At 63.0% G+C, this 13,650-nt stretch carries 13 protein-coding genes; 6 read left to right on the top strand and 7 right to left on the bottom strand.

Annotated features, from left to right (window positions below):
- Nucleotides 1–45: 45 nt before the first annotated feature.
- Nucleotides 46–438, top strand: coding sequence for a rhodanese-like domain-containing protein (locus BUB53_RS16755; RefSeq protein WP_073036170.1), 393 nt, complete (start codon nt 46–48; stop codon nt 436–438).
- Nucleotides 439–566: 128 nt separating this feature from the next.
- Here BUB53_RS16755 and choV read toward each other — a convergent pair whose 3' ends face one another.
- From choV to BUB53_RS16775, 4 genes are all read right to left on the bottom strand, one after another.
- Nucleotides 567–1,592: a choline ABC transporter ATP-binding protein gene (gene choV, locus BUB53_RS16760; RefSeq protein WP_073036173.1), complete on the bottom strand. Its 1,026-nt coding sequence runs from the start codon at nt 1,590–1,592 to the stop codon at nt 567–569.
- Nucleotides 1,589–2,425 carry a choline ABC transporter permease subunit gene (choW, locus tag BUB53_RS16765; RefSeq protein ID WP_073036175.1) on the bottom strand — a complete coding sequence of 279 codons (837 nt, stop codon included), beginning with the start codon at nt 2,423–2,425 and terminating at the stop codon, nt 1,589–1,591. The genes choV and choW overlap by 4 nt, the downstream gene beginning before the upstream one ends.
- Before the next feature lie 111 nt (nt 2,426–2,536).
- The gene (gene choX, locus BUB53_RS16770; protein ID WP_073036177.1) at nt 2,537–3,460 is read right to left on the bottom strand and encodes a choline ABC transporter substrate-binding protein; all 924 of its coding nucleotides are present in this window, start codon (nt 3,458–3,460) and stop codon (nt 2,537–2,539) included.
- A gap of 112 nt (nt 3,461–3,572) precedes the next feature.
- Nucleotides 3,573–5,129 (bottom strand): ABC transporter substrate-binding protein, encoded by a 1,557-nt coding sequence (locus BUB53_RS16775; RefSeq protein WP_073036179.1) that lies wholly within the window; start codon nt 5,127–5,129, stop codon nt 3,573–3,575.
- Between the two features lie 303 nt (nt 5,130–5,432).
- Between BUB53_RS16775 and betI the strand changes: the two genes are divergently transcribed.
- The 5 genes from betI (at nt 5,433) to BUB53_RS16805 (ending at nt 11,059) form a co-directional block, all read left to right on the top strand.
- Nucleotides 5,433–6,020 carry a transcriptional regulator BetI gene (betI, locus tag BUB53_RS16785; protein ID WP_073036381.1) on the top strand — a complete coding sequence of 196 codons (588 nt, stop codon included), beginning with the start codon at nt 5,433–5,435 and terminating at the stop codon, nt 6,018–6,020.
- The gene (gene betC, locus BUB53_RS16790; protein WP_073036183.1) at nt 6,017–7,531 is read left to right on the top strand and encodes a choline-sulfatase; all 1,515 of its coding nucleotides are present in this window, start codon (nt 6,017–6,019) and stop codon (nt 7,529–7,531) included. Before betI ends, betC begins: the two co-directional genes overlap by 4 nt.
- Before the next feature lie 39 nt (nt 7,532–7,570).
- Nucleotides 7,571–9,031: a betaine-aldehyde dehydrogenase gene (gene betB, locus BUB53_RS16795; RefSeq protein WP_073036185.1), complete on the top strand. Its 1,461-nt coding sequence runs from the start codon at nt 7,571–7,573 to the stop codon at nt 9,029–9,031.
- A 25-nt stretch (nt 9,032–9,056) separates the two neighbouring features.
- Nucleotides 9,057–10,715, top strand: a complete 1,659-nt coding sequence (betA, locus tag BUB53_RS16800) for a choline dehydrogenase (RefSeq protein WP_073036187.1) — start codon at nt 9,057–9,059, stop codon at nt 10,713–10,715.
- Between the two features lie 107 nt (nt 10,716–10,822).
- Nucleotides 10,823–11,059, top strand: coding sequence for a YdcH family protein (locus BUB53_RS16805; protein WP_073036189.1), 237 nt, complete (start codon nt 10,823–10,825; stop codon nt 11,057–11,059).
- Nucleotides 11,060–11,135: 76 nt separating this feature from the next.
- Here BUB53_RS16805 and BUB53_RS16810 read toward each other — a convergent pair whose 3' ends face one another.
- The 3 genes from BUB53_RS16810 to BUB53_RS16820 all read right to left on the bottom strand — a co-directional run bounded on the left by BUB53_RS16810 (nt 11,136) and on the right by BUB53_RS16820 (nt 13,580).
- Nucleotides 11,136–12,536, bottom strand: coding sequence for a helix-turn-helix domain-containing protein (locus BUB53_RS16810; protein WP_073036191.1), 1,401 nt, complete (start codon nt 12,534–12,536; stop codon nt 11,136–11,138).
- Nucleotides 12,537–12,609: 73 nt separating this feature from the next.
- The gene (locus tag BUB53_RS16815) at nt 12,610–13,101 is read right to left on the bottom strand and encodes a hypothetical protein (RefSeq protein ID WP_073036193.1); all 492 of its coding nucleotides are present in this window, start codon (nt 13,099–13,101) and stop codon (nt 12,610–12,612) included.
- On the bottom strand, nt 13,098–13,580 hold the full coding sequence (locus BUB53_RS16820; RefSeq protein ID WP_073036195.1) for an RNA pyrophosphohydrolase: 483 nt from the start codon (nt 13,578–13,580) through the stop codon (nt 13,098–13,100). The genes BUB53_RS16815 and BUB53_RS16820 overlap by 4 nt, the downstream gene beginning before the upstream one ends.
- Between the last annotated feature and the right edge of the window lie 70 nt (nt 13,581–13,650).

Genomic DNA, 13,650 nt, shown 5'->3' on the forward strand with positions numbered 1-13,650 from the left:
TTGAGGTGTTTTAGGCTGGAAGCAGGCGAGCAGGAGGAGACAGCTATGAAACGCGCCAGGGATATGGTGGCGGAGGCCAACGCCGTGATTGAGCATGCCCCGGCGGCAGAGATGACGGCATTGCACGGGCGCGAGGACGTGACCTTTGTCGATCTGCGCGATCCGCGCGAACTGGAGCGCGAGGGCATGATCCCCGGTGCGTTCCATTGTCCGCGCGGGATGCTGGAATTCTGGATCGACCCGGAAAGCCCCTATGCCAAGCCGCAATTCCAGAGCGGCAACCGGTTCGTGTTCTATTGCGCGTCAGGCTGGCGGTCGGCCCTGTCGGCGCGCGTGGCACAGGAAATGGGGCTGGCGGGCGTCAGCCATATCGACGACGGGTTCACGGGCTGGAAAAAGGCCGGTGGCCCGGTCGGCGAGAAGCCCCGCAAAAAGTGAGGGCCGAAAGGCGGGTGATGGGCGGCCGTCATCGTCTCCCGAAGCGATGGCGTTGCGATGGCTTATCCCGCGCGCTCTTCTGAGTATTTGGGGAAAGATGAAAGGGACCGGTTTTCGCGACTGGCGGGTCAGCCGCGCGGATCGAGCAGCTTGGCCAGGATGCGGTTGCGGGTGATCTGCCCGATCAGCGCGCCGTTTTCCACCACGCCAACCGCCATGTCGTGGCCCTGGCTGGCCTCCATCACCTGCCGGATCGTGGCCTGTGGCGGCACGGTTTCGTCCGGGGTGCCGGTGGCCGGCTCCATCACGTCGCGGGCGCACAGAACCCCGAGCGGATTCATATGGGCCACGAATTCGGCCACGTAATCGGTGGCGGGGTTGGTGAAAATGTCCTGCGGGGTGCCGCATTGCACGATACGCCCGCCTTCCATGATGGCGATCCGGTCGCCCAGTTTGAAGGCTTCGTCCAGATCGTGGCTGACGAAGACGATCGTGCGATTGAGTTTCTGCTGAAGCTCCAGAAGTTCCTCTTGCAGGTGGTTGCGGATCAGTGGGTCGAGCGCCGAGAACGGTTCGTCCATCAGCAGGATCGGGGCCTCGGTGGCGAAGGCGCGCGCCAGGCCGACGCGCTGCTGCATGCCGCCGGAGAGTTCGCTCACCTTGCGGTCGGCCCAGTCGGACAGGCCGACGAGGTCGAGCTGATAGGCGATGCGCTGATCGCGTTCGGCGCGCGGCAGCCTGGCCAGTTCGAGGCCGAGGCCGACATTTTCACGCACGCTGCGCCAGGGCAGAAGGCCGAATTGCTGGAACACCATGGCGACATGGTTCTGGCGGATGCGGCGCAAGGTGGCGGCGTCGGCGGTGGTGACATTGACCATGCCGGTCCCGTCATTCACATGCACCGCGCCGCGCGTGACCGGGTTGAGCGCATTGACTGCACGCAGGAGCGTGGATTTGCCCGAGCCCGAGAGGCCCATCAGCACCACGATTTCACCCTGCCCGACGGTCAGGCTGCAATCGTGAACGCCCAGAACCTGTCCGCAGCGGGTCTGGATTTCGGCCCGGTCCAGCCCGTCATCCATCAGCGGCAGGGCGGTTTCCGGATGATCGCCGAAGACGATCGAGACATTGTCGAACTGAACGGCATCGGTCATTGGTCACGCTCCAGCCGCAGCATCCGGTCGAGGATGATGGCGACCACCACGATCATCAGCCCGGATTCGAAACCGAGCGCGATGTTCACCGTGTTGATGGCGCGCAGCACCGGCACGCCCAGCCCGTCGGCCCCCACGAGGGCCGCGATCACCACCATCGAGAGCGACAGCATGATCGTCTGGTTCAGGCCCGCCATGATCTGCGGCAGGGCATAGGGCAATTCGACCTTCCACAGGGTTTGCCGGGGTGTCGCGCCAAAGGCTTGTGCCGCTTCGAGCAGGGGTTTGGGAGTCGAGGAGATGCCCAGATGGGTCAGCCGGATCGGGGCGGGGACCACGAAGATCACCGTGGCGATCAGGCCGGGCACCATGCCGATGCCGAAAAACACGATGGCCGGGATCAGGTAGACGAAGGGCGGCAGGGTCTGCATCAGGTCCAGAACCGGGCGCAGGCCGCGATAGAGACCGGGCCGGTGTGCGGCGGCGATGCCGATGGGCACGCCGATGGCCATGCAGAAGACGCAGGCCGACAGCACAAGCGTGAGGCTTTCTGTCATTTCCTCCCAATAGTCCTGATTCAGCACGAAGAGAAACCCGAGTGCGACGAACAGGCAGGTTTTCCAGTTGCGCTGGAACAGCCATGTCAGGGCGACGAAGACGGCGATCAGGATCAGCGGGTGCGGGGTTTGGAGTATCCAGAGAAACCCCTCGATCATGCTGTCCATCGCGGCGGCGAGCGCGTCGAAGAACAGGGCGGCATGATCCTGAAGCCACAGGAAAAAGATCTCGGCGGCGTCGCCTATGGGAATCTTGGTGTCGGTGAGCCAGTTCAAGCGGGGGCCTCTCGTGATTTCGGGTAGGGCCGTGGCGGGATGGAATCGCCGGGCTGGCCCGTGCCATGTGCGCCCGCGCCCCGCAGGGGGGCGGCGGGCAGGTCGGGAGGATCAGAGGCCGAGGCTGGATTTGACTGCGGCCATCGCGTCGCCGCCGTCCCTGGTGGTCACGCCGTCAAGCCAGCCGTCCAGAACGCCGGGGTTGGCCTTGAGCCAGGCGCTGGCGGCCTCGGCGGGGTCGGTGCCGTCATTCAGGATCGCGCCCATGATCTCGTTTTCCATGGCCAGCGTGAATTCGAGGTTTTCCAGCAGTTTGCCGACATTCGGGCAGCTTTCGGCATAGCCCGCGGAGGTGTTGGTATAAACCGTCGCGCCGCCCAGATCGGGGCCGAACCACTCGTCGCCGCCGGTCAGGTAGGTCATGTCGTGATTGGCGTTCATCGGGTGGGGTTCCCAGCCGAGGAAAATGATCGGCTCGTCCCGGCGGTCGGCGCGGCTGACCTGCGCCAGCATGCCCTGCTCCGAGCTTTCCTTGACTTCGAAACCCGACAGGCCGAAGGCGTCGGCCTCGATCATGTCCATGATCAGGCGGTTGCCGTCATTGCCCGGCTCGATGCCGTAGATGGTTTCCTCCAGCGCCTCGGCGTGGTCCGCGATATCGGCGAAATCGGCGATGCCGAGGGCCGCCCCGGCGGCGTTGGTGGCCAGCGTGTACTTGGCGCCCTCGAGATTGGCGCGCACGGTGTCCACGGTCCCGGCCTCGCGATAGGGGGCGATGTCGCCCTCCATGGTGGGCATCCAGTTGCCGAGGAAGACGTCGATGTCGCCTTCGGCCAGCGAGGTGTAGGTCACCGGCACCGACAGGACCTTGATGTCGGTTTCATAACCGAGCGCCTCGAGCACGGTCGTGGTCGCAGCGGTGGTGGCGGTGATGTCGGTCCAGCCCACGTCGGAAAACGTGACGGTGTCGCAATCGGCGAGGGCGGGGCCGGCGGCCATCAGGGCGGCTGCGATCAGCGAATATTTGAGGGTCATTCCGGATACCTCCGTTGAGCGGTTTCTTTTGGGTGCCTTGGAAAGGCTGCGCCGGCGCGATGGTTTGCGCCGGCGCGGTGTATGTCTAACGTGATTGCGACCCCTGAAGGGATCAGACGAACCACCAGCGCTCGATGAAACGCATGCCGTCCACATCCCAGTTCGAGCTCATCTGTTCGGTATGGCCGACCTTGGTGGAGTTGCCGAAGACCCAGTTGGCGAACATCGGGATCACGACGCCCCCTTCGTTCGCCACGAGGTCCTGCATTTCATAGTACATCTGGCGGCGCTTGGCCTCGTCCAGTTCCGAACGGGCCTTGCCCATCAATTCGTCAAAGCGGTCATTGCACCAGAAGGTGTCGTTCCACGATGCGCCGCATTTGTAGGCGGTCGAGAACATCTGATCTTCGACCACGCGGCCCGACCAGTAGACCGAGACGAAGGGTTTCTTCATCCAGACATCCGACCAGTACCCGTCATTGGGTTCGCGGACCGGCTTGAGGTTGATGCCGGCCTTGGCGGCAGAGGACTGATACAGCACGGTCGCATCGACCGCGCCGACAAAGGCGGCGTCGGCCGCCGAGAGCGATACGTTGATGCTGTCGAGCCCGGCCTGTTCGAGGTGCCATTTGGCCTTGTCGGGGTCGTAGGTTTTCTGCTCCATTTCGGAATTGAAGAAGCGTTGCCCGCGCCCGATCGGATGGTCGTTGCCGACCGAGCCGTAACCGAACAGGATTTTCTCGACCAGTTCTTCACGGTTCACCGCATATTTCAGGGCCTGACGCACATGATTGTCGGTGAAGGGATCGGCGCGGGTGTCCATGGCAAAGGTATAGTGCTGCGTGCCCGCGACCGAGTTGATCTGGATATCCGGTTTGCGCGCCAGCAACCCGACGGTCTTGAGGTCAAGCCGGTCGGCCACGTCGACATCGCCGGATACCAGCGCGGTCGTGCGGGCGTTCTGATCGACCAGCGCCAGAATCTCGGCGCTGTCGAACCACGCGACATCGTCGCGCCAGTGGTTCTCGTGACGCTCCAGCGAATAGGAAACGCCGGGGTTGAAATTCGTCAGCTTGTAGCTGCCGCAGCCGTCGCCCGATTTCCAGTCGATGCTGTCGCCGTCGGCCTTGCAGATCGCGATGTGATAGTCGCTGAGGGTGAAGGGGAAGTCGGCATTGCCGCCATTCAGCGTGATCACCACGGTATCGGTGCCTTCGGTGGCGATTTCCTCGATCGGAGCCACGATGGGCCCGGCGGCCGAGGTCGAATCTTCGCCGCGATGGAAATTGATCGAATTGACCACATCCTGAAGTTCCAGCGGTTTGCCCGAGTGGAACTCGACGCCCTGCCGGATCTTGAAGCGCCAGACGGTGGCGTCGTCCGAGGCTTCCCAGCTTTCTGCCAGTTCGGGGATGAGCGAGCCATCCTGCGCGACCTCGGTCAGGTGGCCGTGAATGGCGTAGGCCAGCGAGGTGGTAAAGCTGTTTTCATAGGTGCCGGGGTTGAGCGTGTCGGTGGTCTGGCCGTGGCCGATCCCGGCGCGCAGGTGTCCGCCGCGCTTGGGCGCGGCCATCGCGCCGCCCATCGGCAGCGATGCGGCGATTGCGGTGGCGGCGGTGGTTTTCAGAAATCCGCGGCGGTTCAGCATGCCGCTTTTGATAAGTGCCATTACTGTTTCTCCCTGTTGTCGTTCGTCGTTTGTCTGATCGGCGGCCCGTATCGCGGCAAGGCGCAGGAGGGGCCGGTTTTCGGGGGTGTCGGGCGTTTTGGCCGGGCTTTCGGCCCCAAAGCGACACCCTGCATGTTTTTCCGACATTATGATGACGCGGCGATGACTCGCAACGCGTTAGTTGCCGGCGAGGTGGTGAATAAGGTGTTGCGTCCCCTTCGTGATTGCGACTGCAATTATTATTGATTGACGAGTCAATTAAACACGAATACTCCGGTCTGGCAACCAATGATGGAGGCCGTGGTGCCAAAGGTCGGAATGGAGCCCATACGCCGCTCGGCGCTGGTGGAGGCGACGATCCACGAAATCGGCGCGCGTGGCACTCTGGATGTGACGGTCAGCCAGATCGCACGGCGCGCCGGTGTGTCCAGCGCCCTTGCGCATCACTATTTCGGCTCCAAGGAACAGATTTTCGCCGCCGCCATGCGCCATATCCTGACGCTTTACGGGGCCGAGGTGCGTGGCGCGCTGATCATGGCGAAAACCCCGCGCGAGCGGGTCGAGGCGATCATTCGCGCCAGTTTCGGCCCCGCGCAGTTCCGCACGGAAATGGTGTCGGCCTGGCTGAATTTCTATGTGCAGGCGCAGAAATCCGACGAGGCGCGGCGGTTGCTGCATATCTATCAGCGGCGGTTGCGTTCGAACCTGCACCATGCCTTGCGGCAGGTGCTGCCGGTTCATGCCTCGGACCTGACGCGCGGTCTGGCGGCCATGATCGACGGGCTTTACATCCGCCAGGCGCTGCGGATCGACCCGATCGAGCCGGAGCGCGCGATCGAGGTGCTGATGCACTATCTGGAAATTTCCCTGAAAGCGGAGGCTGGCCAATGACGCGCCCGAATATCCTGATTCTCATGGTCGACCAGTTGAACGGAACGCTGTTCCCGGATGGCCCGGTCGAATGGCTGCATGCGCCCAACCTGCGCAAGCTGGCGGCGCGCTCGACCCGGTTTGCCAATGCCTATACGGCCAGTCCCCTGTGCGCGCCAGGGCGGGCGAGCTTCATGTCGGGCCTGCTGCCCTCGCGCAGCCGGGTCTATGACAACGCCGCCGAGTTCTGCGCCGACGTGCCCACCTATGCCCACCACCTGCGGCGTGCGGGATACCAGACCTGCCTGTCGGGCAAGATGCATTTCGTCGGCCCCGATCAGTTGCACGGGTTCGAGGAACGCCTGACCACCGATATCTACCCCGCCGATTTCGGCTGGACCCCGGATTACCGCAAACCGGGCGAGCGGATCGACTGGTGGTATCACAACATGGGCAGTGTCACGGGGGCGGGCGTGGCCGAGATTTCCAACCAGATGGAGTATGACGACGAGGTCGCCTATAACGCCACGCGCAAGATTTACGATCTGGGGCGCGGTCATGACGCGCGACCGTGGTGCCTGACCGTCAGCTTCACCCACCCGCACGATCCTTATGTGGCGCGGCGGAAATACTGGGATCTTTACGAGAATTGCGAACATCTTCTGCCCGAAGTGCCGGCGATGGCGTATGAGGATCACGATCCGCATTCCAAGCGGATTTTCGATGCGAACGACTGGCGCTCGTTCGATATCACCGACGAGGATATCCGCCGCTCGCGCCGGGCCTATTTTGCCAATGTCTCGTATCTGGACGACAAGATCGGGCAGATCATGGAGGCGCTGGAGGGCACACGTCAGCAGGACGACACCATCGTGCTGTTCGTGTCGGATCATGGCGACATGCTGGGCGAGCGGGGCCTGTGGTTCAAGATGTCCTTCTTCGAGGGCTCGTCGCGGGTGCCGCTGATGGTGGCCGCGCCGGGGATGGAGCCCGGTCTGGTCACCGATCCGGTCAGCAATATCGACGTGTGCCCCACGCTGTGCGATCTGGCGGGCGTGTCGATGGATGAGGTTGCGCCGTGGACCGAGGGACATTCGCTGGTGCCTCTCGGGCAGGGGCGCCCGCGCGCTGCGCCGGTGGCGATGGAATATGCCGCCGAAGCCTCCTACGCGCCGATGGTTTGCCTGCGCGAGGGCAAATGGAAATTCACCCGCTGTGTGCTGGACCCCGACCAGCTTTTCGATCTCGAGGCCGATCCGAACGAGTTGACCAATCTGGCCGATGATCCGGCACATGCCAAAACGCTGAGCTATTTCAGCGACATGGCCGATGCGCGCTGGAACCTCGATCGGTTCGACGCCGAGGTGCGTGAAAGTCAGGCGCGCCGGTGGGTCGTTTACGAGGCGCTGCGCAAGGGCGGGTATTACCCGTGGGATTACCAGCCGCTGCAAAAGGCCAGCGAACGCTACATGCGCAATCACATGGACCTTAACGATGTCGAGGAAAACCAGCGTTTCCCGCGTGGCGAATAACCTTTTCACCGTTCCCCAAATACTCCCGCCGGAGGCGACATGACCTATGAGACCCAACCCAAGGCCAGCCATTTCGTGAATGGGGCCTATCTTGAAGACACCAGAGGCGCGGCGATGGAGGTGATCTATCCCGCAACCGGCGAGGTGATCGCCAGGCTGCACGAGGCCACGGCGGACGTGATCGAACAGGCCATCACCGGCGCGCAGACGGCGCAGGTGGACTGGGCGAAACTGTCGGGGATGGAGCGGGGCCGGGTGCTGCGCCGGGCCGCCGACCTGATGCGCGAACGCAATCACGACCTGTCGGTTCTGGAAACCCGCGACACCGGCAAACCGTTGCAGGAAACGCTGGTGGCGGATGCCAGCAGCGGGGCGGATGCGCTGGAATATTTCGGCGGGCTGGCGGCCAGCCTGACGGGCGAGCATATCCCGCTGCCGGGGGGGGACTGGGCCTATACCATGCGCGAACCGCTTGGCGTGTGTGTCGGGCTCGGGGCGTGGAATTACCCGACGCAGATCGCCTGCTGGAAGGCCGCCCCCGCGCTGGCCTGCGGCAATGCGATGGTGTTCAAACCGTCCGAAACCACGCCCTTGTCGGCGTTGAAAGTGGCCGAAATCCTGATCGAGGCGGGCGCGCCGGCGGGGCTGTTCAACGTGGTGCAGGGGGCGGGCGCCGTGGGCGGGCCGCTGGTGGGCGATCCGCGCGTTGCCAAGGTGTCGCTGACCGGGTCGGTGCCGACGGGCCGCAAGGTTTATGCGGCGGCGGCAGCAGGCATGAAGCATGTCACGATGGAACTGGGCGGCAAATCCCCCCTGATCGTGTTCGACGATGCGTCCATCGAGGATGCGGTTTCCGGTGCCATCCTGGGCAATTTCTATTCCTCCGGGCAGGTCTGTTCCAACGGGACGCGGGTGTTCGTGCAGCGCGATATCAAGGATGCGTTTCTCGAACGGCTCGCCGAACGTACCGCGCAGGCGGTGATCGGCGATCCGCTGGACGAGGCCACGAATTTCGGTCCGATGGTCAGCGAGGCGCAGTTGAAGATTGTGCTGAACTATATCGAGGCGGGCAAGGCCGAAGGCGCACGGCTGATCTGCGGAGGCAGCCGGATCGACCGGCCCGGTGCGTGGATCGAACCCACGGTTTTCGCCGATGTCACCGACGACATGACCATCGCACGCGAGGAAATCTTCGGCCCGGTCCTGAGCGTTCTGGACTTCGGGGACGAAGACGAGGTGATCGCGCGCGCCAACGCCACGGAATACGGGCTGTCGGCGGGGGTTTATACGCGCGATTTGCAGCGCGGGCATCGGGTGATCGGGCAGTTGCAGGCGGGCAGTTGTTTCCTGAACTCCTACAACGACGCGCCGGTCGAGGTGCCCTTTGGCGGGGTCAAGGCCTCGGGGGTCGGGCGCGAGAACTCGAAGGCGGCGATCGAACATTACAGCCAGCTCAAGTCGGTTTACGTGCGCATGGGTGAAACCGAAGCGCCGTTCTGAGGATCTGTTTTCAAGGGAACATGACATGGAAGCGGATTACGTCATCGTCGGGGCCGGAAGCGCGGGTTGCGCCATGGCCTATCGTCTGAGCGAGGCGGGCAAATCGGTTCTGGTGATCGAGCATGGCGGCACCGATGCGGGACCGTTCATCCAGATGCCCGGTGCGCTGAGTTATCCGATGAACATGAAACGCTATGACTGGGGCTATCGCAGCGAACCCGAACCTCATCTTGGCGGGCGGCGGCTGGTTTGCCCGCGGGGCAAGGTGATCGGTGGGTCAAGCAGTATCAACGGCATGGTCTATGTGCGTGGGCATGCCTGCGATTACGATCACTGGCGTGATCAGGGGGCCGATGGCTGGGGCTATTCCGATGTGTTGCCCTATTTCAAGCGGATGGAGCACTGGCACGATGGTGGTCATGGTGGCGATCCCGACTGGCGTGGAAACGACGGGCCGCTGCATGTGTCGCGCGGGGGGATGGCCAACCCGCTGACCCGCGCCTTTATCGCCGCAGGCGGGCAGGCGGGGTACGAGTTGACCGATGATTACAACGGCGAACAGCAGGAAGGGTTCGGTCCCTTCGATATGACCGTCTGGAACGGGCGGCGCTGGTCGGCGGCCAATGCCTATCTGCGTCCGGCGCTGAGGCGTGACAATTGCGATCTGGTGCGCGCTTTGGCACAGAAAGTTGTGATCGAAGAGGGGCGCGCGGTTGGGGTCGAAGTGCTTTGCAAGGGGCGGCGAGAGGTGGTGCGCGCGCGCTCCGAAGTGATCCTGGCCGCCTCGTCGATCAACTCGCCCAAGCTGCTGATGCTGTCGGGAATCGGTCCGGCGGCGCATCTGGCGGAGCATGGAATCGTTGTGGTGGCGGACCGCCCTGGCGTGGGCGGGAACCTGCAAGACCATCTTGAACTCTATATCCAGATGGCGGCCAGCCAGCCGGTGAGCCTTTACAGGTACTGGAACCTGCCGGGTAAGGCCTGGGTCGGGGCGCAGTGGCTGTTCGGCAAGCGTGGCCCCGGTGCCTCGAACCAGTTCGAAAGCTGCGGTTTCATCCGCTCGGCCGCCGGGGTGGAGTATCCCGATATCCAGTTCCATTTCCTGCCGATTGCCGTGCGGTACGACGGACAGGCGGCGGCCGAAGGGCACGGGTTTCAGGCGCATGTCGGGCCGATGCGCAGTGTCTCGCGCGGGCGTATTTCGTTGCGCAGTGCGTCTCCGGGCGACGATCCGGTGATCCGGTTCAATTACATGAGCGACGAAAGCGATTGGCGCGATTTCCGCAGGTGCATTCGCCTGACCCGTGAGATTTTCGAACAGGACGCATTCGCGCCTTACCGGCGTCATGAAATCCAGCCGGGCGCCGATGTGCAAAGCGACGACGAACTCGACGGTTTCATTCGCGAACATGCCGAAAGCGCCTTTCATCCGTGCGGCACATGCCGGATGGGGCGTCGGGACGATACGGATTCGGTGGTGGACAGCGAGGCCCGCGTGATCGGCGTGGATCGCCTGCGCGTGGCCGACAGCAGCATTTTCCCGCGAATCACGAACGGAAATCTCAACGCGCCGTCGATCATGGTGGGGGAAAAGGTGGCGGCGCATGTGATCGGGCACGGTATGCTGCCGCCCGAGAATGCGCAGCCCTGGATTCATCCCGGCTGGCGCGAGGTGCAACGCTGAATCCTGCACAAAGAACGCATCTGCGGCGTATCTTTTGATCCTTGTCAAAGACGCGTTCGGTTCCACTCTTTAGAATGAATATAAAGAATGGAAAGGAACGTTGCGATATGTCTCACACCCCCCATGAATTGCATGAGGAATTCCCCGAGCTGGTTGGCAAGATCACCGAACTGAAACAGTCGGATCAGCATTTTGCGCGGTTGGCTGACGAGTATCATGAGGTCAACCGTGCGGTTCACCGCGCCGAAACCAATGTGGAGCCGGTGCAGGAACTGGTTGAAGTCGAGATGCGCAAGAAACGCGCCTCGCTCAAGGATGAACTGTATCGTCTGCTGACAGCTTAAAACGGCTTTTTACCAGTGACTGGTTGAGTTGACGGCGGTCGGGTTTAACCCGACTGCCGTTTTTGATGCGCAGGTGTCAGCCCACCTTGTAGGGCAGCACGTCGCGCTCGTCGGGGGTGACTTGCAAGCGGCGCTCCAATGGAGGGACCGAGCGTTGGTGGCAGTCCGTGCGTTCGCAGATCCGGCAGGAAATTCCGATAGGTTCGAATGCACGCGCATTGGTCGGGTCCAGGTCGTCGGCATAGACGAGGGCATCGGCGTGTTTCACCTCGCATCCCAGAGAGATGGCGAAGCGCCGCACGGGGGCACCGAAACTGCCGCCCGGCTTGCTGACGTCGCGCGCAAGGCTGATATAGCGCACGCCATCGGGCGTTTCGGCCAGTTGCCGCAGGAACCGCCCCGGCGTTTCGAACGCGCGGTGCACGTTCCACAGCGGGCAGGCTCCGCCGAAACGGGCGAATTGCAGCCGCGTGGCCGAGTGTCGTTTGGTGATCGTACCGGCCTGATCGACCCGCACGAAGAAGAACGGGATGCCCTTGGCCCCTGGACGTTGCAGGGTGGACAGGCGGTGGCAGACCTGTTCGATCGAGGCGCCGAAGCGATTGGCGAGGATTTCCAGATCGTGGCGCGTATCCTGAGCGGCCTGAAGAAAGGCACCGTATGGCATTTGCGCCGCTCCGGCAAAGTAATTGGCCAGACCGATCTTGGCAATCGCGCGGGCGGCGTCGGATTGAAACCGCGCCAGATCGAGCGTGGCCTCCAGCAGTTTGTCCTGTGTCAGAAGGGCCAGTTGCAACAGCATCTGGAAGGTGCGGGTTTCCGGCTCGGCCCGTGAGGACAGGTGCAGGGTTTTCGTTTCGCGGTCGAAATGGCGCAGTTTCCCGCTGTCCGATCCGGTTATGGTGATACCGAGACTGGCAAGCTTGTCGGCGGCGTGGTCACCGATCGTGCGGCCGGGCGCGGCAGAGGTGGCAAAACGTTCGGCGGCGTGATCGACGGCATCTATATAATTGTCGCAATAATGGAAGAAGTCGCGCACCTCGTCCCAGGGGCTCGGTTGGGTGCGCGCATCTTCGCGGCCCAATGCCTCGTCGAGGCTGGCCAGGCGTTCGTGTGTCTGTCGGTAGGCGCGGTGCAGTTCCAGAAATGCGCGTGCAAAGGCCGGGGCATTCGACGCCGTCAGCCGCAGGTCGGCCAGTGGCGGCGGATCGTCGGCGAAAACCGGATCGGCCAGCGCTTCGCGCATGTCGCTGACCATGCGTTCGGCATCGCCGGTGGAAAGCTCGGTTACGTCAAAGCCGAACTCCTGCGCCAGGGCCAGAACCACGGTGGTGCTGACCGGGCGGTTGTTGTTCTCCATCTGATTCAGATAGGGCAGGGAGACGCCCAGCTTGACGGCGAAATCCTTTTGCGTCAGGCCGAGCCGCTGGCGCGTTTCGCGCAGCTTGGCCCCGGCATAAAGCTTTTGGGTGGGCATGGGCGTGGTCCGGGTTTGCAGATTTGCGTTCCCGGGATGGTATGTTTGCAAAGCGGGCGGCGCAAGTGCCGGATCAGCGGAGCGGTGCCGCTGTGCAATCGTCCCCGCGAAAGCAACCGTGGACCTTTTCAAGCGCCGCATCGGACGGGTTGGCAAAGCCGAATCCGCCGCAGGGCGTGAGGCTGAGAAGGTAGCCGTCAGCCCCTTTTTTCAAGAAGGTCAGATAATCCGTGTCCGATGCCGCGCCCGCGCACCACGGTCCGAAACATTGGGCGTTGAGCGTGATTTTGCGGGTGAACGGGATTGTGAAACCGTCAAGTGACATGGCCTTGCCGTCGATCCGTGCGGGAATCAGCGTATCGGGCGGTGTCGCGTGCTGATTGGCCATGTCCGCCTTGGGCAAGCGCGATTCGTCGAAATCCAGCCGCCCGTGCACAACGATATAGGCCTCTTCGGCGTCGGCGGCTTCCTGATAGGTGCGCGCCACATCCGGGGGCATGCAACTGAGCGCGAATGCCGGGCCCGACAGCGCAATCAAAAGGGATATGCCAAGTGCGCGGATCAAAGCCGGTTTCCGAACTCGGCCATAACCCGTTCATAGACGGTGCGTTTGAACGGCACGATGTTGGCGATCAGTTCAGCCGGGTCCAGCCAGCGCCATTCTGAAAACTCGGGGTGTTCGGTTTCGATGTTCACGTCCGAATCCCGCCCGTGAAAGCGCAGCAGGAACCATTTCTGTTCCTGTCCCTTGTAGCGCCCTTTCCAGATACGCGGCACGATGTCGTGCGGCAACTCATAAGGAATCCAGCCTTCGGTTTCGGCCTCGACCGTGACCAGGTCGGCGGGGACGCCGGTTTCTTCCCAAAGTTCGCGCAGAGCCGCATCGCGAGGGGCTTCGCCGGGGTCGATGCCGCCTTGGGGCATTTGCCAGGCGGTGATGTCCTGGTCGATCCGCTGACCGACAAAAATGCGCCCCTCGGCATTGGCCAGCATCACGCCGACACAAGGGCGATAGGGCAGGTTGGCGATATCCTGGGGAGTCATTTGCGTTCCGGAGCCTTATCCAGAGCTGAAATACGCTGCGCCGCCCGGATGGGCGGCGCAGCCGGTGCAC

Source organism: Roseovarius pacificus (assembly GCF_900142665.1).
Classification (GTDB): Bacteria; Pseudomonadota; Alphaproteobacteria; order Rhodobacterales; family Rhodobacteraceae; genus Roseovarius; species Roseovarius pacificus.